We start from the raw sequence: 23,525 nt of genomic DNA on the forward strand, positions 1-23,525 counted from the left end.
AATGGCGCGCATCGGCCTTTTGGGCGGCTCCTTCAATCCGGCGCATGGCGGCCATCGCGCGATTTCGCTGTTTGCGGCGAAGGCATTGCGGCTGGATGAGGTCTGGTGGTTGGTTTCACCGGGCAATCCCCTGAAGCCGCGCGCGGGCATGGCGTCTCTCCCCGCGCGGCTCGCCCATGCCCGCGCTACCGCTCGGAGAGCACCCATCCGCCCCACCGCGATCGAGCAAGCGCTTGGCACCCGCTATACCATCGATTCGCTTAAAGTGATCAGGCAGCGCTTCCCCCGCAACCAGTTCATCTGGTTGATGGGCGCGGATAATCTCGCCCAGTTCGGCCAATGGAAGGACTGGCGCGGTATCGCGCGACAGATGCCCATTGCCGTGATCGCCCGTCCCGGCTATGATAGCGTTGCCCGTGGCTCTGGGGCCATGGCCTGGCTGCGGCGTTTCGTCCGGCCCGCGCGCCAGAGTGCAGACTGGACGGATTGGAGACCGCCGGCGCTTGTGCTTCTGCGCTTTCGCCCTGATCCAAGATCGGCGACCCTGCTGCGGCAGGCGAAACCCCTCTGGCATCGCGAATATGAACATGCACGCGTGCGCGATCCGCTCACGCGCCGGTTGATTGTCTAGAATGGAGCATTTTTGACCAGACCTAATCCTGCCAACGACCCGGCCCATGATGCCGACAGCGTTGCCGCCCTGCACGACCTTGTCCTCAAATCGCTCGACGATGACCAGGCGCAGGAAACCATCTCCATCCCCCTGGAAGGCAAGAGCAGCATTGCCGACCATATGGTGATCGCCAGCGGGCGTTCATCCCGGCAGGTCGCGTCGATGGCGCAGAAGCTCGCCGAGCGCATCAAGCAGGCCACTGGCCGCTCCGCGCGCGTCGAGGGGCTGCCGGTCGCCGACTGGGTGCTGATCGATGCGGGCGACGTGATCGTCCACCTGTTCCGGCCGGAAGTGCGCAGCTTCTACAATCTGGAACGGATGTGGGGCTTTGTCGACGCGCCGGTGGCTGGCACGGCCTGAAGGCGCGCCGCATCGGCTTCGTTTCGCCGATGCATGCAGACCTTCGACAAGCGCGCGCTGACCCGTTAGGAGCCTGATCCATGCTCCTCCACATCATCGCGCGCGGAAAGATCGGCCGTTCGGCCGAAGCGGAATTGGTCGAACGCTATGTGAAGCGGCTGAGCATGCCGCACAGGATCACCGAACTGCCTGACCGCGGCGGCAAGCTGCCCTTTGCCCCGGCGGGTACAATCACCGTGCTGCTCGATGAAAAGGGCCGCCAGCTCACTTCCATGGACTTCGCCAAACGACTGGAGGGCTGGCGTGATCAGGGGGCCCGCGAATGCCGATTCCTGATCGGCGCGGCAGACGGCTTTGATGATGAGGCCCGGGCAAGCGCCGACCTGCTGATCGCCTTTGGCGCCATGACCTGGCCCCACATGATGGCCCGCGCCATGCTGGCCGAACAATTGTGGCGCGCCTGCTCCATCCTTTCGGGCCACCCCTATCATCGCGAAGGCTGATGCCGCCACTGCTCGACAGGGATGGCCCTTTGCGCCTAATCATATGTAGCCGGTCGCCAACCGATCCGGCAGGGGGCAAGGGGTGAAAAGGTCAGCGGCCTTGGCAGCGGTCATCGGTAGCGCAGTGGTCTTCACCGCAGCGCGCCTGGCTGCCACGCCCGGAGCGGGCATCATCCTGAGCGGCACGGGCGAGACCAGCCTGCGCCAGGAACAGGCGGCGCTGAAAGCCGCGCGCATCCAATCCGAACAAGCCCGGGACCGTTCCCGGCGGTTTGAGCAACAGGCAACTGCCGCACGCGACGAGGCCGAACAGGCACGCCGCCGCGCCGCTGCCATGGCCGCGCGCATCCAGCAGGCTGAGGCCGATATTCAGGCAGCGCAGGCGCGCATCGCCATCATCGCCCGGATGCAACGCGCCCAGGCGGCGCGCCTCGCCGCCCGGCAGGAGCCGGTCGTACGGCTGACGGCAGCCCTGCAGATGATGGCGCGCCGGCCGATCGCCCTTGCGCTTGTCCAGCCTGGGTCGCTGAATGACGCCGTCCACATGCGCGCCGTTCTCGGCCAGATCCTGCCTGTCATCCAGGAACGAACCGCTGGCTTGCGCGCCGAGCTGGAACGCAGCCGTGCCCTGCGCGCCACCGCCGAACAAGCGACCGCATCACTGGCGCAGAGCCAGTCAGACCTGCGCACGGGCCAAGCCGCCTTGCGGACGCTCGAAGCGCAAAAGCGGCTGGCGGAGAAGGACTACCGCTCCAACGCCAATCTGGAGAGCGATCGTGCCTTGGCGCTGGGCGAACGCGCGCGCGACATCGTCGACCTGATGGACCGGCTCCAGGCTGCGGGCGACCTGCGCGAGGAATTGGCGGCGCTCCCCGGCCCGCTGCTGCGGCCAGCACGGCCGGACCTCGCCATGGCATCGTCACCCGCCCGGCAGCGCGATCCCGGAGGGCCGCCGCCCTATCGCCTACCGGTCATGGGTCAACTCGTCACGGGCATGGGAGAATTGTCGGAAAGCGGCGTACGGTCGCGCGGTCTTACCATCGCCACGCAATCCGGCGCGCTTGCCGTCGCCCCAACGGCGGGACGCGTGGTCTTTGCAGGGCCTTATCGAGGCTATGGCCAGATCATCATCCTTGATCATGGTGGCGGCTGGACGACGCTGATCACTGGCTTGCAGCGCCTCTCCGCCGCAGTGGGCGACAGCGTGCGGCAGGGTGATCCATTGGGCAACGCTGCCAGTCGCCGCCCGAGCATCACCGTCGAACTGCGCCGCAATGGCCGCCCTGTCGATATCGTGCCGCTGGTCGGGCTTGGCTGAGGCCCCTTCATCCGCCTCAATTTGAAGCAGAGCGCGACCCATCCGAATCACTTAATCCATTCGGGCTCAGCTTGTCGAAGCCCCCTTCTTGTAAAGAGTCGAGCCTCTCACGGTGAACGCCATTAAATCCAAAGCGCGCACCCCTAACGCCGCCAGCGCGCCCAAATAGCCGTGGGCAGCTCCAACCCTCTCGCCTCTTCGCGTACCGCCAATTCGCCCGCTTCCACCGTACCCGGAAGGTCGGCAAAGGCCTGCTTCAGCAATTCCCCGATCGCCAAAGCCGACATGCGCACGGCATAGACGGTCAGGAACAGGAACCGGCTGTCGGCATCCAGCAGGCGGCGGCAATCCGCGATCAACCGGGGCAGATCCTCTTCCAGCCTCCAGACTTCGCCATCCGGCCCGCGCCCATATTTGGGGGGATCGAGCAATATGCCGTCATAGCGCCGCCCCCGCCGGACCTCGCGGGCCACGAACTTGGCGGCATCGTCGACGATCCAGCGAACCGGGCGGCCTTCCATCCCCGATGCGGCGGCGTTGGACCGCGCCTGCGCGACCGATTTCTTGGATGCATCGACATGCACCATCTGCGCCCCGGTCGCCGACATCGCCAAGGTGCCGACGCCGGTATAGCCGAACAGGTTCATGATCTGCGGCTGATCCAGCCCGGCTGTCTGCTCGCGCATCCAGTTCCACACGGGCGCCATGTCGGGAAAGAAGCCAAGGTGCCGGAAGGGCGTGCAACTCGCCTGGAACGTCACGTCGTTCCAGCTGAGCGGCCAACCTTCGGCAGGCACCGGCCGATCATAGAACCAACGGCCGCCGCCTTCCTCGTCCGATCCCGGCACGAATTCGCCATCGGCTTGCCAGTCGGCACTCGCGGGGGCCCACATCGCCTGCGGCTCGGGCCGGATGAAGCGATAGCGGCCATAGCGCTCAAGCTTGCGGCCATGACCCGAATCGATCAGGCCATAGTCCGCCCACGGCTCACCGATGAGCGTGTCGAGCTTCATGCTCGCGGCGTAGCACGCTCCGCGACATAGGCGGTGATCGCCTCAAAGGTCGCGGGCAGCTTGGCATAGGCCTCCTCACGGGCGAACAGGTCACCCATGCGCGTAGGCAGAGGCGGACGAAGCCCGGTGGCACGCTCCACGGCCTCCCGGAATTTGGCGGGATGCGCCGTCGCCAGCGTGACGATCGGCACGCCTGCCTCGACCTCCATGCCGCGCGCGGCGGCGAGGCCGACGGCGGTATGGGGGTCGATGACCTGACCTGCTCCATCAAAAGCCCAACGAATGGCCATGTTCATCGCGTCGCCATCAACGCGTGCCGAAGAGAACAGCTTCGCCGCTCCGGCTCTCTGCGCATTCGTAAGGCGCATCGCCCGGCTCGTTTCGAACCCTTTCATCTGTTCGGCCAAGGCTGGGCCGCCGCGCCCACCGGCATCGAACAGCAGGCGTTCGAAGTTCGAACTGATCTGGATGTCCATGCTGGGCGTGGACGTCTGAACGACCTGGCCCTGGCTATAATCACCGTCGGCCAGCGCGCGGTGCAGAATGTCGTTCACATTGGTCGCGACCATCAGCTTGGCAACCGGAAGACCCATCTGCGCCGCGACATAGCCCGCGAACACATCGCCGAAATTGCCGGTGGGCACGGAAAAGGCGACCTGCCGCTCCGGCGCGCCCAGCCTTACGGCGGCGTAGAAATAATAGACCACCTGGGCCATCAACCGCGCCCAGTTGATGCTGTTCACCGCCGACAGGTTGAACTTCGTCGAGAAGGCCGGGTCGTTGAACATCGCCTTCACGAGCGCCTGCGCATCGTCGAAGCTGCCTTCGATCGCGATGTTATGAACGTTCGGCGCGCGCACTGTGGTCATCTGGCGGCGCTGCACGTCAGATACGCGGCCTTCCGGATGCAGCATGAAGATGTCGATCTTCTCACGCCCGGCAACGGCGTCGATCGCGGCAGAGCCGGTGTCGCCGGAGGTTGCGCCGACAATCGTCAGATGATCGTCGCGGCGGGACAGGAACCGCTCGAACAACTGCCCCAGCAGTTGCAGCGCGACATCCTTGAAAGCCAGGGTCGGGCCGTGGAACAGCTCCAGCAGCCAATGCTGATGATCCAACTGCACCAACGGCGTAACCGCCTTATGGCTGAAGCGGCCATAAGCGGCGGTGCACAGCTCGCGCAGCTCGTCTTCGCTGAGCGAGCCGGTGACATAGGGCGCCATGACGCGGACGGCCGTCTCGACATAGGAGAGCCCGGCGAGCGCCCTTATGTCCGCTTCCGAAAAGCGCGGCCAACTTTCCGGAACATAGAGGCCGCCATCGGACGCCAGCCCTGCCAGCGTCACATCCTCGAAACCCAGCGCAGGCGCGCTTCCCCTGGTGCTCACATATTGCATGATGGGGAAGCGCGGTAACGAGCCCGGGGCCCGGGAGCAAGCCTTTACGAAGGATCGGGCGGCGGAGTGGGCCGCCGGCGGAGGGCAAGCACATAGATAATCACCGCGACGGCGGCGAAGAAGAACCATTGGATCGCGTAGGCCAGATGATTGTTCGGGACATCCTTGACGCTTGGCGGCGCGATCGGCTTCAGGCCTTGCGGCGCACTCCCGGCAATCAGCATCGGGCGCAGCGGCAAGGCGTTGGCGGTGAAACGTGACAGCAATGTGCGGTGGTCCGGCTCCTCCGATATCCAGCCTTTGACTTGCCCGCCGCTCCAATCGGGCTTCAGGTCCGGCTGCTTGGCGACGCCCAGCGCGACGAGCGCTCCTGGGCCCTCTGCTCCTGTCGAACATTGCGCGATATAGCGATAGCCGACCGATCCATCGGCCGCCCGGCCCGCTTCGGTCTGCCAGCCCACGACATTCAGGCAGTGTAGGGATGACCGCCGAAAGAGCAGTTCGACGGGAACAGGCGCCATTTGCGGAAAGCTGACGGTCGGCTTGGTTGGATTGGCCGAGGCAAGGGCCAGCATCGCTTCCTTCTCGCCGCGGCGCTGCAATTGCCAGATGCCAAGACCGATCATGACCAGCACGGCGCCCGCGACGATGATGCTGGCGAAAAGAGGGATGCGGCGCGAGGTCATATTGTTAGGCACTCCCAAAACCTCGACCTTGCCCAAAACCCCCATAGGAAGAGCGAAGCGAGAGACGAAGGTGTTCGACCGGCTACCCGCGAGCAGCTCGCCTGCGGCATGGTTTGTTCGACCAACACCAACGGGCGAGCTTTTCGTACAGCAACTCCGCACACAGAAGACATCTGGCCCCAAAGCCGAGGCAGGCAAGATGGAGCGGGCGGAGCGGAGCCGGATGGAAGCATAAGGATAGGCATAATTATCTTCCGCCCAAAAGAAAACGGCCGGGTGATACCGGCCGTTCGCTTGATGAATAAGGTGCAGTCCTTAGCCGCCGTGCATCGGAGCGCCCCAGCCGCCCCACACGTAGATGGCGACGAACAGGAACAGCCACACCACGTCGACGAAGTGCCAGTACCAGGCCGCAGCCTCGAAGCCGAAATGCTGACGCGGAGTGAAGTGCCCCTTATAGGCGCGCACGAGATTGACGATCAGGAATATCGTCCCGACCAGAACGTGGAAGCCGTGGAAGCCGGTCGCCATGTAGAAGGCCGAGCTATAGGGGCTGCCGCCGAACGGGAACGGGGCATGGGCATATTCATAGGCCTGGATCGAGGAGAACAGCAGGCCAAGAATGACGGTCAACCACAGCCCCTTCTTGAGGCCTTCACGGTCGCCGTGGATCAGCGCGTGGTGCGCCCAGGTCACGGTCGTGCCCGAGCAGAGCAGGATCAGCGTATTGAGCAAGGGCAACTCGAACGCGTTCATCACCTCGATGCCCTTGGACGGGAACATCCCTTCGATCGGCGCGAGCTGGCTCGGGAACAGCGAGAAGTCGAAGAAGGCCCAGAACCAGCCGACGAAAAACATGACTTCCGAAGCGATGAACAGGATCATGCCATAGCGCAGGTGCAGCTGCACGACCGGCGTATGGTCACCCGCATGCGCTTCCGCGATAACATTGGCCCACCAGCTGTACATGGTGAACAGCACGCCCGCGACGCCGATCAGGAATACCCATCCGCCACCAGCAGGCATGGCGTCGGGGTGCATCCACATGATCGCGCCCATCGCCATGACCAGCGCAGACATGGAACCGAATAGCGGCCAGATGCTGGGCGGTAGAATATGATAATCGTGCTGCTTGGCGCCTGCCATGACGTACTCTTCCCTGTTCGCGTTCGCGTTATCGTGGATTGCCTTAGCTCGGCTTCTTGTCCTGCTCAACAGGATAGAAGGTGTAGCTCAGCGTAATTTCCTGCGTGTCTCTATTGTCGGGATCATTCAGGATTTTCGGATCGACATAATAAATAACCGGCATGCGCACCTGCTCGCCCGGCTGCAAAGTTTGCTGGGTAAAGCAGAAGCACTGGATTTTCGTGAAGTAAGCGCCAGCCTGCGTAGGCGTCACGTTGAAGCTGGCCGTGCCGGTGACGGGCTTGTCCGACATGTTCTTCGCGATGAAGATCGCCATGTCGCGCGCGCCCACGGTGACGGTATCGGTGCGATGCTCAGGATAGAATTTCCAAGGCATGCCGGGTTGAACATTGGAGTCGAAGCGGATTGAAAATGTGTGACCAACAACCGGCTGCAACTTGACATCAGCGGCTGCTCGCTGGGTCGTGCCCCCAAAGCCTGTCTGCTGGCAGAATATCCGGTACAGTGGAACCGAAGCGAACCCAAGGCCCAGCATAGCCAACCCCACCCCAGCCATGGCGACCAGTGTACGCCGGTTACGCCGGTCGCGATCGAATGGCGAGGGCGGCAGGCTGGCCATCAATGCCCTCCGCCGATTTTCACAATCGTGATCGCGTAAAAGAGAATCACAAGCGCGGCCAGCAGTAGCCCCGTCACAAGGGCACGCGACTTCTGTCGGCTGCGGACCTGCTTTTCCTCTTCAGGCGTCATGCGAACACCCAACGATCAACGACGACCGCGCCGAACAGCGCAAACAGGTAAAGGATCGAATATTTGAACAGCCGCCGTTCAGGTCCCATCCGGCTGGGGTCTGTTTCACGACGCCGAAACACGTCAAACGCAAATATCACGAACAAACCCGTCCCCAGCAGCGCCGTGAGGCCGTAGATCAAACCGGTAAGGCGCAGCAGAACTGGCGCCATAGCCGCAGCCGCCATGATAGCTGTGTAGAACCAGATTTGCCGACGCGTTGCGACCTCGCCGGATACCACCGGTAGCATCGGAATATTGGCAGCGGAGTAATCGGTCTTCACAAACAGCGCGAGAGCCCAGAAATGCGGCGGCGTCCAGAAGAAGGTGAGCATGAAGAGCGCGACCGGCAGAGCGCCGATATCGCCCGTTACCGCCGCCCAGCCGATCACCGGAGGAAAGGCGCCAGCAGCGCCGCCGATCACGATGTTCTGGGCGGTCCGAGGCTTCAGCCAAATGGTATAGATAAAAACATAGTAGAGGATCGACACGGCCAGAATGGAAGCCGCGAGCCAGTTGGTCGCCACACCCATCAGCAGAACCGAAAAGAATGAGAGGCCGACGCCGAAGTGAAGCGCCGATTGGCGATCCATCCGTCCGGCAGGTAACGGCCTGTTCGCAGTCCTCTTCATCTTGGCGTCAATGTCCGCCTCATACCATTGGTTGAGGCTGGCAGCCGCTCCCGCTCCGAGCGCAATGCAAAGAATAGCCGTGAAGGCCAATACGGGGTGAATATGGCCCGGCGCAGCAAGGAGTCCGCACAGGCCCGTGAAGACCACCAAGGTCATTACACGCGGCTTGGTCAACGCGACGAAATCCCGCCAATGTGCAGGCATCGTGGAAGCGGCGCTCCCGGTCATGAACGGCGAACTTGCCATATGCTCCTCATGCGGCAGCCCGGCGCCATCAGGGGCGCCGGGACTGCTAACTTTGGGCCTGCGATCTTTATCGCTACCCGGCATCCTACTGGATGCTTTCCTTCTGACCAGCCGTCAGTCGATGACCGGCAGCGTTTCGAACTGGTGGAACGGCGGCGGGCTGGGCAACGTCCATTCCAGCGTCGTTGCACCTTCACCCCATGGATTGCCTTCCGCTTTCTTACCGAATGCAAGCGACCAGAAGACGTTCACGAAGAATATCAGCACGCCCACCGCCATGATCTCATATCCATGGCTCGCCACGCTGTTCCAGTAGGCAAACGCCTCCGGATAGTCAGGATAGCGGCGGGGCATGCCCGACAGGCCAAGGAAGTGCATCGGGAAGAACAGCAGGTTCACGCCGACGAAGAACACCCAGAAGTGCAGGTGTCCCAGGAATTCGCTGTACATGCGGCCCGACATCTTCGGGAACCAGTAGTAGAAGCCAGCGAAGAGACCGAAGACGGCACCCAGCGACAGCACATAGTGGAAATGAGCCACAACGTAGTAGGTGTCATGCAGCACGTCATCGACACCACCATTCGCGAGGACCACGCCCGTGACGCCGCCCACGGTGAACAGGAAGATGAAGCCCAGGGCCCAGACCATCGGAGTCTTGTAGCTGATCGAACCGCCCCAGATCGTCGCAATCCAGGAGAAGATCTTGATGCCCGTAGGCACCGCGATCACCATGGTTGCGGCAGTGAAGTACATCTTCACGTTCACCGACATGCCGGTGGTGAACATGTGGTGCGCCCACACAACGAATCCGACCACGCCGATCGCGACCATGGCATATGCCATGCCCAGATAACCGAACACCGGCTTGCGGCTGAAGGTCGAAACGATCTGACTGATGATGCCGAAGCCCGGCAAGATCATGATGTACACTTCGGGGTGGCCGAAGAACCAGAACAGATGCTGGTACAGTTCCGGATCGCCACCGCCGGCAGCATCATAGAAAGTCGTGCCAAAGTTGCGATCGGTCAGCAGCATGGTGATCGCAGCAGCCAGAACCGGCAGCGCGAGCAGCAAAAGGAAAGCCGTGACCAGCACCGACCATACGAATAGCGGCATCTTGTGCAGGGTCATGCCCGGCGCGCGCATGTTGAGGATGGTGGTGATGAAGTTGACCGCGCCCAGGATGGAGCTGGCGCCCGCGATGTGGAGCGACAGGATGGCCATGTCCACAGCCGGGCCTGCAGAGCCGCTCGTCGAAAGCGGAGCATAGACCGTCCAGCCCGTGCCCGCACCGTTGCCCGTACCGCCAGGCACGAAGGTCGAACCAAGCAGCAGCGCAAAGGCAGGGATCAGCAACCAGAAGCTGATGTTGTTCATGCGCGGGAAGGCCATGTCCGGCGCGCCGATCATGATCGGCACGAACCAGTTGCCGAAGCCGCCGATGATCGCGGGCATAACCATGAAGAAAACCATGATTAGACCGTGCGCGGTGATCAGTACGTTCCAGAGGTGATAGGCCTGGTCGAGCGTGGCCGAAGGGCCGTCGGTCATCTGGGCCCAAGTATGAAGATACTGGATGCCCGGCTGAGCCAGTTCCGCGCGCATCAGGCCTGAAATCGCGCCGCCGATCACGCCGGCAAGGATCGCGAAGATCAGGTATAGGGTGCCGATGTCCTTGTGGTTCGTCGACATGAACCAGCGCTGGAAGAAGGCTGGCTTGTGATCGGCGTCATGATGATCATGAGCATGATCGCCGTGATGATCTGCAGTAATCGTGGTCATGGCGTTATGCCCTTACATCAAAGCTTTTCGGCGGGGGCGGCGGCAGGTGCGGCCGGAGCAGCAGCGGCGGAAGCCGCCGGAGCAGCACCTTGCAGCTTGCCACCCTGCGAGAGGACCCACTGGTCGAACTGGGCGGGAGGCAGCGCCTCGATCGCGATCGGCATGAAGGCGTGACGCGCGCCGCACAGTTCGGAACATTGGCCGTAATAGACACCCGGCTTCTCAATGGTGAAGGTCTTCTCATTGAGACGGCCCGGCACAGCGTCCATCTTCACCCAGAGCGAAGGCACGGCGAAGGCATGGATCACGTCGGCGCCGGTGATGATCAGCTTGATCGGGCGGCCAGCGGGAAGAACCAAGCGGGTATCGGACGCCAGCAGATAGGGCTCGCCATTCGCCTCGGCCTTTTCCTTGGGCAGCATGTTCGAGACGAATTCTGGGATGCCGTTGTCGGGATATTCATAGCCCCAGTACCACTGGTAGCCAGTTACCTTTACCGTGACCGCATCCTTGGGAGCAGGCTTGTACTGATCGGCCAGCAAGCCGATCGAGGGCACCGCGATCACCAGGAGGATGATGACGGGGACCACGGTCCAGAGCACCTCGATCAAGGCGTTATGCGACGTCTTGGACGGCACCGGATTGGCGCTGCGGCGGAAGCGCACCATGACATAGAGCATCAGGAGCAGGACGAAGACCGAGATGATCGTGATGAGCGGCAGGAGCAGCACGTCATGCAACCAACGGGCGGTGTGGCCAGTCGGGCTGAACTGTTCCTGCAAGGTGATTTCACCCGGACGCGGCATGCCGATGCCTTCGGTCGGCTTCATCCGGGCAGGCGCGGCTACCTTCGCAGCTTCGGCAGCGGGGGCCGCTGCGTTGCCAGCCGATTCGGCCGGGGCGGCAGCATTGTCCGCAGCGGCAGCGACGGCAGAATTATCCTGCGCCAGCGCCTGACTGTTCAACGCCGATGCAGGCGCAAAGGCCAGCAACCCGGCGAGAACGAGCGATTTCACCATTTTCATAAGCGTCTTCTTACCCCGTAACCCCTTGGCGCCGCTGCAACGAAGGCGCGCGCATACACGTCCCCCTCCGCCCGGTCGGTCTGCCGCGGCTTATAGGCATGCTTTTTTCCTGCCTCAAGCGGGCAGGAGCAGATTTTCTTCGCTGTTGCAACGCCCCGGCCGTCCGCCTATCTCGCACCTCGCGCACAGGGGCGCGATCATGGTTACCCATGTTAAAAGATATGTGCCGGACGGCCCGAAGCGGCCGGGGCAAATGCTGATGGATCGATAAACCGGATGACCGACGAGGAAGTACTGGCAGAATTCAGGGCGGCAGGAGCCTTGCTGGAAGGGCATTTCATCCTGTCCTCGGGCCGCCGCAGCGCCAATTACCTGCAATGCGCGCGCGTATTGATGAACGCCGAGCGCGCAGGCCGCCTCGCCCGGGCCGTCGTGCAGCAGCTGCCGCGTGAAATGCGGCAGGAGATCGACCTTGTCGTTTCCCCGGCGATGGGCGGCCTTATCATCGGCCATGAAGTAGGCCGCGCGCTTGATAAGGATGCCGTCTTTCTCGAAAGGCCGGAAGGCACGTTTGAACTGCGGCGGGGCTTCAGCATCACGCCGGGCCAGAAGGTGCTGATGGTAGAGGACGTCGTGACCACCGGCCTGTCGTCGCGCCAGGCGATTGAAGCCGTGGAAGCCGAAGGCGGTATCGTGGTCGCGGAAGTCGCGCTGGTCGATCGATCCGCAGGTGAAGTGGACCTGGGCGTTCCATTCTACCCGCTCGTCAGCATCAACTTCCCGGTCTATGAAGCCGAGGATGTGCCGCCCGAACTGGCGGCCATTCCCGCAATCAAGCCCGGAAGCCGGAAACAATAGACATCATGCAGCAAGCCCCCGCCCACCTGCGCCTGGGTGTCAACATCGACCATGTTGCCACCATCCGGAACGCGCGGGGGGGAGAGCATCCAGACCCGGTCAAGGCTGCGCTGCTGGCCGTGAAGGCGGGTGCAGACGGCATAACGGCCCATCTTCGAGAGGACCGGCGGCACATAAGGGACGAAGACATCGCCACGTTGATGGCGGCGCTTACCGTGCCGCTCAACCTGGAGATGGCGGCGACGCAGGAGATGCTGGGCATTGCGCTCAAGCATCGCCCGCATGCCGCATGTATCGTGCCGGAAAAACGAGAGGAGCGGACGACCGAAGGCGGTCTGGACGCGGCGGGCCAGATCGAGATGCTGAGGCCGATCGTCGGCGCGCTGGGCGACGCCGGGATACGCGTCAGCCTTTTCATCGAACCTGATCCGGCCCAGATCGAAGCGGCGATGCGCCTTGGCGCGCCAGTCGTTGAGTTTCACACGGGTCGCTATGCCCATCTGTCGGGATCAGAGCGCGCCGACGAGTTGCGGCGCCTGGCGGACGCTGCGGCATTGGCGGCCAAGAACGGGATCGAACCCCATGCCGGCCACGGGCTGACCTTCGACAATGTCGGCCCCGTGGCGGCGATTACGCAAGTCGCCGAACTCAACATCGGCCACTTCCTCATCGGCGAGGCGATATTCAGCGGGCTGGAAAGCAGCATCCGAGAAATGCGGCGGCAGATGGACTTGGTACGTTGATCATCGGCCTTGGCTCTGACCTCTGCAATATAGAGCGTATCCAGAATTCGCTGGATCGGTTCGGAGCGCGGTTCGAACAGCGGGTCTTCACCGAGGTTGAACGGGCCAAGGCGGACCGGCGGCCCTTCACCAAGGCGGGGACGCTGGCAAAGCGGTTCGCTGCGAAAGAGGCCTTCTCCAAAGCCGTTGGCACTGGTTTCAACCGTGGCGTGTTCATGAAGGATATCGGCGTCGTCAATCGCGCAGGCGGCGCGCCCACGCTGGAGCTTACCGGGGGCGCGCTTCTACGATTGCAGGCGATGATGCCCGATGGTCACAAGCCGGTCATTCACCTGACGCTAACCGATGATCATCCATGGGCGCAGGCATTCGTCATCATTGAGGCCCTACCCCAGTGACGGCTACCCCGCCACTATCCGAAACGCCCACCACAACGGCAGCCCCCATGAGCGATAACGACCCGCTTGCCACAGAAGAATCAGCGGCGGCATCGCCGGTACGGACGGACAGGAGTTCCGTCGATTGGTGGCATGAGGTGAAGAGCATCGGGTTTTTGATCCTGGCGGTGCTGGCCTTTCACAGCTTCGTCGCCAAGCCTTTCTACATTCCCAGCGAATCGATGATGCCTGTGCTGCTGAAGGGTGACAGGCTTGTGGTCAGCAAATTCCCTTATGGCTGGTCCTATGTTTCCCCGAGCTTCCACCCCCTGCCCTTCCTGAAGGGCCGGATTTTCGGCCGATTGCCCGACCGTGGCGACATCGTCATCGTGTCGCCGCACAATCGGCGCGAGGATTACATCAAGCGCGTGATCGGCCTGCCGGGCGACATTATCGAGGTCAGAGGCGGACAGGTGATATTGAACGGCGTCGCGGTGCCGCAGAAGGCGATCAAGCCGATCCTGATCCCGATCGATGGCAACGCCCCTTGCTCCCCCACCCAGTTTCCCGGAGCGCGCACGACAGGTGCGGACGGGCGGGACTATTGCCAGTTGCCCGTGCGGCAAGAGACGTTGCCCAACGGCAAAAGCTATCTGACGATCGACATGGGACCCAGCGCGCTGGATTGGTATGGTCCGGTGCGCGTGCCACGAAATCATGTGTTCCTGATGGGCGACAACCGGGACAACAGCGCCGACAGCCGCGCCCCGCTTGAGGAAAATGGGCTCGGCGGTCCTGTGCCCTGGGAAGCGATCGGCGGACGCGCGGAGTTCATCACCTTCTCGCTGGACGGTGATTCCAGCTGGAATCCCATGACCTGGGTCCACGGTTTCCGCAGCGGCCGCGCAGGGAACAGCTTGCGCCCGGAGAGCGTTGCACCCCCGAAATAATGTATTCGCAAAGGGGCTGGTGATTGAGCGGGAAAAACGTCCACATCGAGGAGCCAGGCCCAAGCGAGTTGCGCAGCCCGCTTGTCCAGCATGAGATAAAGCGCGCGGGTGTGTGGATCGCCATGGCCGTGGCGGTCGCACTCGTCGTTCTGCTGGCACAACCAATCATGCTGATACTGGGCGCGCTGGTGCTGACGACGATGATGGACGGAGGCACGCGCCTGCTCGGCCGGGTATTGCCGATTGGCCGCGGCTGGCGGCTGGCGATCGTCCTCCTCTCCGCACTGCTTTTCATGGGCTATACCTTCTACCTGACCGGAGCGAGCCTGGCGGCACAGGCCCAAGCCATGCGCACGATCGTGGAAGCACAGGTGACGCGCATCGGCGGCTGGATGCAGCAATTGGGCGTCACCACCACGCCTGATGACTTCAAGAGCCTGGCGACGCAGGCATTCAGTTCGATCGGCCGGGTGACCGCCGCCGTCAGCACGATGATGGGTGCAGTGACGAGCGGGGTCATGATGCTGGTGCTGGCCATCTTCATCGCCGTTGATCCGCGATTGTACGAACGAGGCGTGGCCTGGATGCTCCCCATGAACAGCAGGGTCAGCTTCTACAATGTCGCGGACAAGATGGGCTGGACGTTGCGCCGCCTGATGTTCGGGCGGCTGATCGGCATGGCTGTCGAGGGCGTGGGAACATGGCTGCTTCTGCTTGCCGGGGGCGTGCCGATGGCGGGGCTTCTCGGCATTCTGACGGGGCTCTTTGCCTTTCTACCGAATATTGGGTCGATCATTTCGGGCGTATTGATCGTGCTCGTCGGCTTTTCGGCGGGTGTGGATGCGGGCCTTTATGCATTCGGCGTTTATCTGGTGGTGCAGATCGTGGACGGCTATCTGATCGTCCCGATGGTGGCCAAGCGCGCCACCGATCTGGCGCCCGCACTGGTTCTTGCCGCGCAGATCATATTCGGCGCCTTGTTCGGCATATTGGGCCTCTTCCTGGCCGACCCGATCATCGCGATGATCAAGGTTTATCTGGAGGAGCGGTCCAAAGCGATCAATGACAGCGATGACGCGAAGGCCATCGTCGTCGCCAAATGAAAAAGGGCCCGACTAGCGGGCCCTTTTTGACTTCCAATCCAATCGATCAGTTGCCCGGCAGCGGCGGCGGCACCGCGCCCTGCTGCATCATCTGCTGCATGCGCATGATGTCGGCCTTCGACTTGAAATCATGCAGCTGCACATCGAAGACCAGCACGGAATTCGCCGGGATCGGACCGGCGGCCTGCTCGCCATAGCCGAGCTGCGGCGGGATCCACAGGCGATACTTGCCGCCCTTCTTCATCTTCTGCAGGCCTTCGGAAAAGCCCGGCACGACGCCATCTACGGGCATCGCGGTCTGGGCATTTTCATCGAAGACAGTGCCGTCGAGCAGCGTGCCCTTGTAGCCGACCAGCGCCACGTCCGCAGCGGTCGGGCTGGGACCGGTGCCCTCTTCCAGAACCTTGTACTGGAGACCCGAGTCGGTCGTGATCACGCCGTCTTCACCCGCATTGCTGGCAAGATAACTGGCAGGTGACGGCTCCACGCCGCGCTGTCCGGCCCAGGCGAGGCCAGCGGCGGCGATCGCCACTGCGGCAACGCCGATCCAGAGACGCGTCAGCGACCCCTTGGCGATGGGACGAAGGGGAACAGCGGTCGTGGACATGGACCTTAGCCTCGCAGGTGCGGATGATCAGCAGGATGGAGCGGCAGTCCGCCGCCCCATGGAAACGAACGTCTTAACGGACGCCGTCGCGCTCGGCGCGCTTCCGCTCCAGCTTGCGCGCGCGGCGAACCGCAGCCGCCTTTTCGCGGGCGCGCTTTTCCGAGGGCTTTTCGTAGTGACGGCGCAGCTTCATCTCGCGATACACGCCCTCACGCTGCAGCTTCTTCTTGAGCGCGCGCAGGGCCTGGTCGACATTGTTGTCGCGAACGATGATTTGCATAAGCCAGTCAAACTCCAGTCGAAAACGGGCGGTTCGCCGGGAAACAAACCCTTCCCGACGGGCCTACCAAAACTAATAGCGATGAGTCGTCGCAGGGCAGCCTGCGCCGTGTGGGGCGCGCCCTACCAGCAGATTCGGCCAAATTCAACCCCGAAGCCGTTTCACTCGACAGGAGCGCCAGTGGGGTGGATAGTCAGGGCAGAAGATAAAGGAGGATCGCCATGGCCACCGCCGTTCCTGTTGCCGGGATGTCAGCCGCCGAATGGGAGGCGCGCCAGCAGCTCGCTGCCTGCTACCGCATATTCGACCATATGGGCTGGTCGGAGTTGATCTACAACCACATCACCTTGCGCGTGCCTGTTGAGGATGGTGCTTTCCTGATCAATCCGTTCGGGCTGCTCTATTCGGAAGTGACCGCGTCCAACCTCGTCAAGATCGATATCGACGGCCACATATTGGACGGCAGTGCCTATCTGGTCAATCGGGCCGGGTTCACGCAGCATAGCGTCTTTCACCGGCACCTGCCCGACGCCCATTGCGTCATCCATACGCATACCACTGCCGCGATGGCGGTCAGCGCCACCAGGGAAGGGCTGCGGCCGACTAATTTTTATGCCGCAGCGTTCGCAGGCCGGATCGCCTATCATGATTTCGAAGGCATCACGCTGCGCCCGGACGAAGGCGAGCGGCTGATCGCCAATTTGGGCGAACGGCGGCTGATGATGCTGCGCAACCATGGCTCGCTGGTCATGGCCGATACCCTGCCCAAGGCTTTCCTCCTGCACTGGATGCTCCAGCGCGCTTGCGAGATCCAGGTCGCCACGGGCGCGGCAGGGACGCCGATCGATATTCCGGAAGAGGTGATTGCGGTCCATCAGCGCGATATCGGCGAGGTGCAGTTGCCAGTAGGCCCGGGCGTACCCGACTTTCAAGCCATGGTCCGGTTGATCGACAGGATCGATCCGAGTTGGAAGACCTGAAGAAACAGGTGCGCCAGATCAATCTAGATCAAGGACATGCGCGAACAAAGAACATAATGTGAACGCATGGCTGTTCTTTCGATCCGGCAGAAACTGGAAATCCTCGCCGACGCGGCAAAATATGATGCGTCATGTGCATCGTCGGGGACGAAGAAGCGCGATAGCACGTCCGGGCGCAAAGGCGGCATCGGGTCGACCGAGGGAATGGGTATATGCCATGCTTATGCGCCTGACGGACGATGCATATCGCTGCTGAAGATCCTGCTGACGAATAGCTGCATCTTCGACTGCCATTATTGCATCAACCGCCGGTCGAGCGATGTACGCCGGGCGCGCTTCACCGTGCGAGAGGTGGTCGACCTGACGCTCAGCTTTTACCGGCGTAATTATATCGAAGGGCTTTTCCTGTCCTCCGGGATCATACGGTCGTCCGATTATACGATGGAGCAGTTGGTCGGCGTTGCCCGCGCCTTGCGGGAGGAGCATGATTTTCGCGGCTATATTCACCTCAAGACCATTCCCGATGCCGACCCGGAACTGACCCATCAGGCGGGGCTCTATGCCGACCGGCTCTCGATCAACGTCGAATTGCCGACAGAGCAAGGCTTGCGGCGACTGGCGCCCGAAAAGAATGGCGAGCGCATCGAAGGGGCGATGAAGGGGCTGCGCACGGCGATCGAAGATACCGCCGATGCGAAAAAACGGTATCGCCATGCACCGCGCTTCGCGCCCGCAGGGCAGTCGACGCAGATGATCGTAGGAGCCGACGAAGCGGATGACCGGGCCATCATCCGGCGTGCGCGCTCGCTTTATGATCGGCACGCGTTGCGCCGCGTCTATTATAGCGCGTTCTCGCCGATCCCTTCCGCCAGTAGCGTGCTGCCGCTCAAACGCCCGCCCCTGCTGCGCGAGCATCGGCTGTATCAGTCGGATTGGATGATGCGCTTCTATGGTTTTTCAGTGCAGGATCTGGAGCAGGCAACCGATCCGCAGACAGGACATCTGCCGCTCGACATCGATCCCAAGCTCGCTTGGGCCTTGGCGCATCGGGACATGTTCCCCGTGGACGTGAACTGCGCACCCCGCGAATTGTTGCTTCGGGTGCCGGGACTTGGCGTCAAAGCGGTCGATCGCATCTTGGCCAGCCGCAGGGTGCGCCGTCTCCGGCTGGACGACGTTGCGCGGCTGACAAGCTCGATCGTGAAATTGCGGCCGTTTCTGATCGCGAGTGATTGGAGGCCGGTGCACCTGATCGACAAGGTCGATCTGCGGCGGCAGCTCACTCCTCCCGCGGCACAGTTGGAGCTTTTCGGTTGAACAGCCGTTTTCCCTGTTGATAAGTGCCGCGCTTCGTGATTTCTTGAGAACAATAAAGGTCGAGGGGACAGCGCTGGTGGCAACGGCATTCAATGGTGATTCAGTACGGCCTCATGGCGGCCGTTATGCCAAGCGCATGAGCAGCCATCTGGCCGCTGCACTCGTTGTTTTCTGCCTCATTCAGATCGCTATCGTCGCCCGGATGGGCGGCTCGCTGGTACTACACCTCGCTCTTATCGCCGCAATCGGGGGATATGCCATGATCGCCCGTGGCATGGAGCGCCGCTGGGAGATGCTGGATCAAAGCGGCCTGTCGAGGTCGGGTCTGGGCCTGCGCTTTCGCCGGGATGTGGCGCAGGTGTGGCTGAGCAGCATTGCCTGCAGCCTGTTATGGCTCCCCGTCGCCATCATCTTCCGCTTCCTGTTCGGCTGACCCGCGGACCCAAAGCGTCCTGCCTGTCGTTGTGCCCTCTAGATCAAGAGGAGCACGCCCATGGCCAAGGCCACGATTTTCGACAAATTGAAGCAGGATCATGATGCCCATCGTCAGCTGTTCGAGAAGATGGCTGATGCGCAGGATGATCATGACCGGCTGGAAAAACTGTTCGAGCAGTTTCGCGTCGAGGTGACCGCGCATGCGGCTGCCGAAGAAGAGACGCTTTACGCAACGATGCTCGCCCGCCCCGACCTGCGCGAAGATGCGCAGCACAGCGTCGCGGAACATAAGGAAATCGACGATTATCTGGAAGAATTAGAGGAGCAGGCCTTCAACAGTCCGGAATGGCGTGAAACCTTTGCCAAGCTCAAGAAGCGCTATCTGCACCATATCGAGGAAGAAGAAGAGGAAATGTTCCCCGACGCAGCGGCTGAACTGACGGACGAGGAAGAAGTGAAACTTGCCGCCACCTTTGCGCGGCGCAAACCTGCCGAGCTGGAGCGGGCGGAATCGTCCGACTGATTTCGCCATGTTTCAGGCGCTGCTGAGCGGGCCGGACGATTTCGACGGGTGGCGCGATGCTGCCCGTCGTTTCGCTCTGGCTGGCGTGCCGCCTCAGGACATAGATTGGCGGGTCGAAGGAGATGCGGGATCGCTGCTGGCGTTCGACAAGCCGCCGCCTGCCGATCAGGGCAGCGGAGCATTTTCCGTCCCGCGTGCTTTTCTGGAGTTGGCGGAAAGCGCCATATTGCACCGCGATCCGGAGCGCTTTGCCCTGCTCTATGCACTGCTGCTGGATGTCCGCGAGCAGCGCACGCGCATGGATGACCAGGCCGATCCTCTGGTCCGCAGGGTTGAGGTGCTGGCCAAAGCGGTTCGCCGCGACATTCACAAGATGCGCGCCTTCGTCCGCTTCCGGGAGGTGCAGGATGACGACGGCGCGCGCTTTGTCGCCTGGTTTGAACCCGACCATCATATCGTCCGGGCCAACGCCGCTTTCTTCGTGCGCCGCTTCGCATCGATGCGCTGGTCCATCCTGACGCCCGAAGTCAGCATTTTCTGGGATGGCGAAAGACTGAGCGAAGGGCCAGGCGCATCGAAGACGGATGCCCCTGCGGGCGACCCGGTCGAGGACATGTGGAAAAGCTATTATGCCTCAATATTCAATCCAGCCAGGCTCAAGCAGCGCGCCATGCTGTCGGAGATGCCCAAAAAATATTGGCGCAACCTGCCGGAGGCGGCACTCATCCCCGGCCTGGTCGCCGGAGCGCAGGCAAGGGAGGCGGCCATGATCGCCACCCCGCCCAAGACACCCGCCCGCCCCAGCAACGTGACAGCCGCCTGGGCGGCCCTGCGCGAGGAAGCGTCAGGCTGCACGCGCTGTCATCTATATCGCGATGCCACCCAGACGGTGTTCGGCGAAGGGCCGCTAGACGCTGCGCTCGTCATCGTCGGGGAGCAGCCGGGCGATCAGGAAGATCTTGCGGGACGGCCTTTCGTCGGTCCGGCGGGACAATTGCTTGACCATGCGCTGGAAGAGGCGCGGATCGACCGGGCGAGCATTTACGTCACCAATGCCGTCAAGCATTTCAAACATGAGAGGCGCGGCAAACGGCGCATCCACCAGACGCCGGACACGCCGGAGATCAACGCCTGCCGCTGGTGGCTGGATCAGGAGTTGGACCTGATCCGTCCGCGCGTACTGCTCGCGATGGGCGCGACGGCGGCACGGGCCATCTTGGGAAAGGCGGTGACGATCAGCCGAACCCGGGGCGCACCGATCGCGCTTGAGAATGGCATCGAAGCCTGGGTAACAGTGCATCCCAGTTTCCTGCTGCGGGTGCCGGATGAAGCGCGCAAAGCGCAAGAAAGGGCGCGCTTTGTTGAGGACTTGCGCGGCATCGGCGAGAGAGTGAAGGCCCTTGCCCGATGATCATCGCTTGACCAACGGCCCTGCCCCGGCAACATCGCCACCCGCCGATGTTAGCCGAGGGATTTTGCCGCTTCATGTCGATCGCCTATCATAATGGTCAGTTTCTGCCCCTTGCCGAAACGCGGATTTCGGTACTCGATCGCGGATTTCTTTTTGCCGAGGCAGTCTATGAAGTGACGGCCGTCATCGACGGACGGCTGATCGACAGCGCGTCGCATCTGGCAAGGCTTGAGCGCTCGGCAGCGGCCATCGGTCTTTCGCTGCCCCTTTCAACCGGACAGATCGAAGCCGCGCAGAAAGAACTGGCTGCCCGCAACGGACTTCAGGAAGGGCTCATCTATCTGCAATTGACGCGGGGTGCGGACTCCGGCCGGGACTTCCTGCCCTCGCCCGGTCTGGAGCCCACTCTGGTGATGTTCACGCAGGCCAAGCGCTTCCTCGACTCTCCGGCTGTACAGAGCGGGATCGCAGTGGTCACAACGCCCGACCTCCGCTGGGCAAGGCGCGACATCAAGAGCGTGGGCCTTCTGGCCCAAGCCATGGCGAAGCAGATTGCGGCCGAAGCGGGCGCGCAAGAAGCCTGGATGGTGGAAGATGGCTTCGTCACCGAAGGCGCGTCGTCCACGGCCTTCCTGGTGACGAATGAAGGCATCATCACGCGCGCATATTCGCAAGCCGTGCTGGCGGGGTGCACCGGCTCTGCCATCACCGCGCTGGCGGAGGAAAGTGGACTGACCGTCGTTCATCGCCCCTTTACAGTCGCCGAAGCGGTGGGAGCACGCGAAGCTTTCATCACCAGCGCGTCCACGCTCTGCCAATCCGTCGTGCGTATCGACGGGCGCATTATCGGCAATGGCAGCCTTGGGCCGATCGCGACCCGCTTGCGCGAACTCTACATCGACTTTGCCCGGCGGACGGCAGTCTGAAATCAAAAATGCGGAAAGATCATCCGTTCCGGATACAGTTTCCTTAGGCCTGTCATCCCGCCATTTCGGGGAAAAGCCGGACCATTTTGGCGGTAGCCGTGCTCAACTCTGTGAAATTCAACGGCAAAACGCGCCATCAACATCAGGAACAAGCTTGCATGCTCCGATTTGGAGGAGAGAGAAGCGGCGCAACCGAGATATTGCGGTAGGTTAGGAACAAAGCAGGGACAGGAGTTTAATCAGGTGGAAATGGATCGATCCCGGACTGACTTTGTTGCCGCTGGCGAAGATATTTATCGCGTGAGGGATATGCGGGCGGGCCTGCTCATTCTGGCCGACGATATCTTCCTCGACGATGTCGCCGGGATCGCGCAGGCCGCACAGTTCAGGCTGCTGGATATCGTCGCGCTGGATCAGGCGATGCTGCGGCTCGACATGCAGGTGGGCTGCGATGTCATCCTGCTCTTCTGCACCCATCCATCTGTCATGCTCGAGCGGCTGCTGGTGCAAGTGGAGACGCTGGCGGTGCAGAATGACATGGCCGTCATTCTGGTCGCAGGTCTCGACACCGTGGACTTAGCCTTCGCCTGCATGCGAAGTGAGCGGACGCAGCTGCTCTGTACACCCGATCATGCCGATCTTGCCGCCGCGCTGCTGACGGCGGGCGGCACTACGCCGCAGCGGGCACTTCATGAGGTGAACCAGGAAAGCGAAGGCGTTCGCCTGCAGCAACTGAGCGAAGAAGTCAGCCGCCTCGCCCGGACGTTGGAGGCGCTGACGGCGCGCCCGCGCCATGCCATGCCTTCCTTTGCCTTGGGCCCCCGCATATCGGATCGTGCGAGCGACTATATCGGTATGCCCGCTGTCGAACCGATTGGCGAGCAGCGAGCGCCCGCCAAGGAAGCAACGCTTGGCGCGGCGCAGGTGCGGGACATGCTGCGCGCGCGGCGGCTGCGGGAGGATTTCCTGCCTGCCGACCTTTTCGCCGATCCTGCATGGGACATGCTGCTCGACCTGTTGGCAGCGCGTCTGGAGCAGGAGCGCGTGTCGGTCTCTAGCCTCTGCATCGCTTCGGCCGTGCCGCCGACGACCGCGTTGCGCTGGATCCGTACGCTGACCGACAAGGGCATCGTTCACCGGCAGGCTGACCCGCATGACGGGCGCCGCGTGTTCATCGCGCTGACCGACGATACCGCCGAAGCGCTGACAAGATGGTTCACCGCGAGCCGCCGTTTCCTGTGCGGGTAAACGGGCCGCTATCATCAAGGCTTGACCGGCGCGCGGATTGGCCTAGATAGCGCGCTCCGGCTGCATCGCCATGATGCGGCATCGGGCGATTAGCTCAGTTGGTAGAGCGTCTCGTTTACACCGAGAATGTCGGCGGTTCGAGCCCGTCATCGCCCACCATTTCCCATCGCTGCCAGAAAGCCCTGCCGGATATTGCG

The 23,525-nt window shown here is 62.4% G+C and carries 27 protein-coding genes and 1 tRNA gene; 17 read left to right on the top strand and 11 right to left on the bottom strand.

Annotation, left to right across the window (positions count from 1 at the left end):
* Nucleotide 1: 1 nt before the first annotated feature.
* The 4 genes from MU848_RS01630 to MU848_RS01645 all read left to right on the top strand — a co-directional run bounded on the left by MU848_RS01630 (nt 2) and on the right by MU848_RS01645 (nt 2,854).
* Nucleotides 2–631 (top strand): nicotinate-nucleotide adenylyltransferase, encoded by a 630-nt coding sequence (locus MU848_RS01630; protein WP_247229798.1) that lies wholly within the window; start codon nt 2–4, stop codon nt 629–631.
* A 12-nt stretch (nt 632–643) separates the two neighbouring features.
* Complete coding sequence (gene rsfS, locus MU848_RS01635) at nt 644–1,033, top strand: ribosome silencing factor (RefSeq protein WP_097092439.1); 390 nt, start codon at nt 644–646, stop codon at nt 1,031–1,033.
* Between the two features lie 80 nt (nt 1,034–1,113).
* Nucleotides 1,114–1,536, top strand: a complete 423-nt coding sequence (locus MU848_RS01640) for a 23S rRNA (pseudouridine(1915)-N(3))-methyltransferase RlmH (protein ID WP_247229799.1) — start codon at nt 1,114–1,116, stop codon at nt 1,534–1,536.
* Nucleotides 1,537–1,618: 82 nt separating this feature from the next.
* The gene (locus MU848_RS01645; protein ID WP_247229801.1) at nt 1,619–2,854 is read left to right on the top strand and encodes a murein hydrolase activator EnvC family protein; all 1,236 of its coding nucleotides are present in this window, start codon (nt 1,619–1,621) and stop codon (nt 2,852–2,854) included.
* Nucleotides 2,855–2,997: 143 nt separating this feature from the next.
* Here MU848_RS01645 and MU848_RS01650 read toward each other — a convergent pair whose 3' ends face one another.
* The 9 genes from MU848_RS01650 to coxB all read right to left on the bottom strand — a co-directional run bounded on the left by MU848_RS01650 (nt 2,998) and on the right by coxB (nt 11,570).
* A complete protein-coding gene (locus tag MU848_RS01650) occupies nt 2,998–3,867 on the bottom strand; it encodes a class I SAM-dependent methyltransferase (protein WP_247229803.1) in 870 nt (289 codons plus the stop codon).
* Nucleotides 3,864–5,264: a threonine synthase gene (thrC, locus tag MU848_RS01655; protein WP_247229805.1), complete on the bottom strand. Its 1,401-nt coding sequence runs from the start codon at nt 5,262–5,264 to the stop codon at nt 3,864–3,866. The genes MU848_RS01650 and thrC overlap by 4 nt, the downstream gene beginning before the upstream one ends.
* Before the next feature lie 44 nt (nt 5,265–5,308).
* Complete coding sequence (locus MU848_RS01660; protein ID WP_247229807.1) at nt 5,309–5,950, bottom strand: SURF1 family protein; 642 nt, start codon at nt 5,948–5,950, stop codon at nt 5,309–5,311.
* A gap of 315 nt (nt 5,951–6,265) precedes the next feature.
* Nucleotides 6,266–7,096: a cytochrome c oxidase subunit 3 gene (locus MU848_RS01665; protein WP_097092445.1), complete on the bottom strand. Its 831-nt coding sequence runs from the start codon at nt 7,094–7,096 to the stop codon at nt 6,266–6,268.
* Nucleotides 7,097–7,139: 43 nt separating this feature from the next.
* Complete coding sequence (locus MU848_RS01670; protein ID WP_247229809.1) at nt 7,140–7,715, bottom strand: cytochrome c oxidase assembly protein; 576 nt, start codon at nt 7,713–7,715, stop codon at nt 7,140–7,142.
* Nucleotides 7,715–7,846, bottom strand: coding sequence for a hypothetical protein (locus MU848_RS18945; RefSeq protein WP_255254778.1), 132 nt, complete (start codon nt 7,844–7,846; stop codon nt 7,715–7,717). The genes MU848_RS01670 and MU848_RS18945 overlap by 1 nt, the downstream gene beginning before the upstream one ends.
* Nucleotides 7,843–8,763, bottom strand: a complete 921-nt coding sequence (locus tag MU848_RS01675; RefSeq protein ID WP_247229811.1) for a heme o synthase — start codon at nt 8,761–8,763, stop codon at nt 7,843–7,845. The genes MU848_RS18945 and MU848_RS01675 overlap by 4 nt, the downstream gene beginning before the upstream one ends.
* Nucleotides 8,764–8,877: 114 nt before the next feature.
* Complete coding sequence (ctaD, locus tag MU848_RS01680; protein WP_097092448.1) at nt 8,878–10,545, bottom strand: cytochrome c oxidase subunit I; 1,668 nt, start codon at nt 10,543–10,545, stop codon at nt 8,878–8,880.
* A gap of 17 nt (nt 10,546–10,562) precedes the next feature.
* Entirely contained in the window at nt 10,563–11,570 is a 1,008-nt protein-coding gene (coxB, locus tag MU848_RS01685) for a cytochrome c oxidase subunit II (protein WP_247229813.1), read from the bottom strand.
* Nucleotides 11,571–11,846: 276 nt separating this feature from the next.
* Here coxB and pyrE point away from each other — a divergent pair, with 276 nt between their 5' ends.
* The 5 genes from pyrE (at nt 11,847) to MU848_RS01710 (ending at nt 15,601) form a co-directional block, all read left to right on the top strand.
* Nucleotides 11,847–12,428 (top strand): orotate phosphoribosyltransferase, encoded by a 582-nt coding sequence (gene pyrE / locus MU848_RS01690; RefSeq protein ID WP_097092450.1) that lies wholly within the window; start codon nt 11,847–11,849, stop codon nt 12,426–12,428.
* Between the two features lie 5 nt (nt 12,429–12,433).
* A complete protein-coding gene (locus tag MU848_RS01695; protein ID WP_247229815.1) occupies nt 12,434–13,171 on the top strand; it encodes a pyridoxine 5'-phosphate synthase in 738 nt (245 codons plus the stop codon).
* Complete coding sequence (gene acpS / locus MU848_RS01700; protein WP_097092452.1) at nt 13,168–13,569, top strand: holo-ACP synthase; 402 nt, start codon at nt 13,168–13,170, stop codon at nt 13,567–13,569. Before MU848_RS01695 ends, acpS begins: the two co-directional genes overlap by 4 nt.
* 47 nt (nt 13,570–13,616) lie before the next feature.
* The gene (gene lepB, locus MU848_RS01705) at nt 13,617–14,498 is read left to right on the top strand and encodes a signal peptidase I (protein WP_247229818.1); all 882 of its coding nucleotides are present in this window, start codon (nt 13,617–13,619) and stop codon (nt 14,496–14,498) included.
* A 68-nt stretch (nt 14,499–14,566) separates the two neighbouring features.
* A complete protein-coding gene (locus MU848_RS01710; protein WP_380800087.1) occupies nt 14,567–15,601 on the top strand; it encodes an AI-2E family transporter in 1,035 nt (344 codons plus the stop codon).
* Nucleotides 15,602–15,647: 46 nt separating this feature from the next.
* Here MU848_RS01710 and MU848_RS01715 read toward each other — a convergent pair whose 3' ends face one another.
* The gene (locus MU848_RS01715) at nt 15,648–16,208 is read right to left on the bottom strand and encodes an FKBP-type peptidyl-prolyl cis-trans isomerase (protein ID WP_097092455.1); all 561 of its coding nucleotides are present in this window, start codon (nt 16,206–16,208) and stop codon (nt 15,648–15,650) included.
* A 73-nt stretch (nt 16,209–16,281) separates the two neighbouring features.
* Nucleotides 16,282–16,488 (bottom strand): 30S ribosomal protein S21, encoded by a 207-nt coding sequence (gene rpsU / locus MU848_RS01720; protein WP_004208618.1) that lies wholly within the window; start codon nt 16,486–16,488, stop codon nt 16,282–16,284.
* 221 nt (nt 16,489–16,709) lie between these two features.
* On the opposite strand from rpsU, the gene MU848_RS01725 reads away from it, so the two are divergent.
* The 8 genes from MU848_RS01725 (at nt 16,710) to MU848_RS01760 (ending at nt 23,487) form a co-directional block, all read left to right on the top strand.
* Nucleotides 16,710–17,468, top strand: coding sequence for a class II aldolase/adducin family protein (locus tag MU848_RS01725; RefSeq protein ID WP_247229821.1), 759 nt, complete (start codon nt 16,710–16,712; stop codon nt 17,466–17,468).
* A gap of 66 nt (nt 17,469–17,534) precedes the next feature.
* A complete protein-coding gene (locus tag MU848_RS01730) occupies nt 17,535–18,785 on the top strand; it encodes a putative DNA modification/repair radical SAM protein (protein ID WP_247229823.1) in 1,251 nt (416 codons plus the stop codon).
* Between the two features lie 76 nt (nt 18,786–18,861).
* Nucleotides 18,862–19,218: a hypothetical protein gene (locus MU848_RS01735; protein WP_380800000.1), complete on the top strand. Its 357-nt coding sequence runs from the start codon at nt 18,862–18,864 to the stop codon at nt 19,216–19,218.
* Between the two features lie 60 nt (nt 19,219–19,278).
* A complete protein-coding gene (locus MU848_RS01740; protein ID WP_201515781.1) occupies nt 19,279–19,743 on the top strand; it encodes a hemerythrin domain-containing protein in 465 nt (154 codons plus the stop codon).
* 7 nt (nt 19,744–19,750) lie between these two features.
* Nucleotides 19,751–21,154 (top strand): UdgX family uracil-DNA binding protein, encoded by a 1,404-nt coding sequence (locus MU848_RS01745; protein ID WP_247229826.1) that lies wholly within the window; start codon nt 19,751–19,753, stop codon nt 21,152–21,154.
* 74 nt (nt 21,155–21,228) lie between these two features.
* Nucleotides 21,229–22,080, top strand: coding sequence for a D-amino-acid transaminase (locus MU848_RS01750; RefSeq protein ID WP_247229827.1), 852 nt, complete (start codon nt 21,229–21,231; stop codon nt 22,078–22,080).
* A 309-nt stretch (nt 22,081–22,389) separates the two neighbouring features.
* Nucleotides 22,390–23,328, top strand: coding sequence for a winged helix DNA-binding protein (locus MU848_RS01755; RefSeq protein WP_247229828.1), 939 nt, complete (start codon nt 22,390–22,392; stop codon nt 23,326–23,328).
* An 83-nt stretch (nt 23,329–23,411) separates the two neighbouring features.
* Nucleotides 23,412–23,487 (top strand) — tRNA-Val (locus MU848_RS01760).
* The last annotated feature ends 38 nt before the right edge of the window (nt 23,488–23,525 follow it).

This window comes from Sphingobium agri (genome assembly GCF_023051225.1).
Taxonomy (GTDB): domain Bacteria; phylum Pseudomonadota; class Alphaproteobacteria; order Sphingomonadales; family Sphingomonadaceae; genus Sphingobium; species Sphingobium agri.

What these genes read in the sequence shown, in the direction of transcription:
- MU848_RS01630 (WP_247229798.1), top strand. Translation starts at nt 2, where the DNA reads ATGGCGCGCATCGGCCTTTTGGGCGGCTCCTTCAATCCGGCGCATGGC.
- MU848_RS01640 (WP_247229799.1), top strand. Translation starts at nt 1,114, where the DNA reads ATGCTCCTCCACATCATCGCGCGCGGAAAGATCGGCCGTTCGGCCGAA.
- MU848_RS01650 (WP_247229803.1), bottom strand. Translation starts at nt 3,867, where the DNA reads ATGAAGCTCGACACGCTCATCGGTGAGCCGTGGGCGGACTATGGCCTG.
- thrC (WP_247229805.1), bottom strand. Translation starts at nt 5,264, where the DNA reads ATGCAATATGTGAGCACCAGGGGAAGCGCGCCTGCGCTGGGTTTCGAG.
- MU848_RS01660 (WP_247229807.1), bottom strand. Translation starts at nt 5,950, where the DNA reads ATGACCTCGCGCCGCATCCCTCTTTTCGCCAGCATCATCGTCGCGGGC.
- MU848_RS01665 (WP_097092445.1), bottom strand. Translation starts at nt 7,096, where the DNA reads ATGGCAGGCGCCAAGCAGCACGATTATCATATTCTACCGCCCAGCATC.
- MU848_RS01670 (WP_247229809.1), bottom strand. Translation starts at nt 7,715, where the DNA reads ATGGCCAGCCTGCCGCCCTCGCCATTCGATCGCGACCGGCGTAACCGG.
- MU848_RS18945 (WP_255254778.1), bottom strand. Translation starts at nt 7,846, where the DNA reads ATGACGCCTGAAGAGGAAAAGCAGGTCCGCAGCCGACAGAAGTCGCGT.
- MU848_RS01675 (WP_247229811.1), bottom strand. Translation starts at nt 8,763, where the DNA reads ATGGCAAGTTCGCCGTTCATGACCGGGAGCGCCGCTTCCACGATGCCT.
- ctaD (WP_097092448.1), bottom strand. Translation starts at nt 10,545, where the DNA reads ATGACCACGATTACTGCAGATCATCACGGCGATCATGCTCATGATCAT.
- coxB (WP_247229813.1), bottom strand. Translation starts at nt 11,570, where the DNA reads ATGAAAATGGTGAAATCGCTCGTTCTCGCCGGGTTGCTGGCCTTTGCG.
- pyrE (WP_097092450.1), top strand. Translation starts at nt 11,847, where the DNA reads ATGACCGACGAGGAAGTACTGGCAGAATTCAGGGCGGCAGGAGCCTTG.
- MU848_RS01695 (WP_247229815.1), top strand. Translation starts at nt 12,434, where the DNA reads ATGCAGCAAGCCCCCGCCCACCTGCGCCTGGGTGTCAACATCGACCAT.
- lepB (WP_247229818.1), top strand. Translation starts at nt 13,617, where the DNA reads ATGAGCGATAACGACCCGCTTGCCACAGAAGAATCAGCGGCGGCATCG.
- MU848_RS01715 (WP_097092455.1), bottom strand. Translation starts at nt 16,208, where the DNA reads ATGTCCACGACCGCTGTTCCCCTTCGTCCCATCGCCAAGGGGTCGCTG.
- rpsU (WP_004208618.1), bottom strand. Translation starts at nt 16,488, where the DNA reads ATGCAAATCATCGTTCGCGACAACAATGTCGACCAGGCCCTGCGCGCG.
- MU848_RS01725 (WP_247229821.1), top strand. Translation starts at nt 16,710, where the DNA reads ATGGCCACCGCCGTTCCTGTTGCCGGGATGTCAGCCGCCGAATGGGAG.
- MU848_RS01730 (WP_247229823.1), top strand. Translation starts at nt 17,535, where the DNA reads ATGGCTGTTCTTTCGATCCGGCAGAAACTGGAAATCCTCGCCGACGCG.
- MU848_RS01740 (WP_201515781.1), top strand. Translation starts at nt 19,279, where the DNA reads ATGGCCAAGGCCACGATTTTCGACAAATTGAAGCAGGATCATGATGCC.
- MU848_RS01745 (WP_247229826.1), top strand. Translation starts at nt 19,751, where the DNA reads ATGTTTCAGGCGCTGCTGAGCGGGCCGGACGATTTCGACGGGTGGCGC.
- MU848_RS01750 (WP_247229827.1), top strand. Translation starts at nt 21,229, where the DNA reads ATGTCGATCGCCTATCATAATGGTCAGTTTCTGCCCCTTGCCGAAACG.
- MU848_RS01755 (WP_247229828.1), top strand. Translation starts at nt 22,390, where the DNA reads ATGCGGGCGGGCCTGCTCATTCTGGCCGACGATATCTTCCTCGACGAT.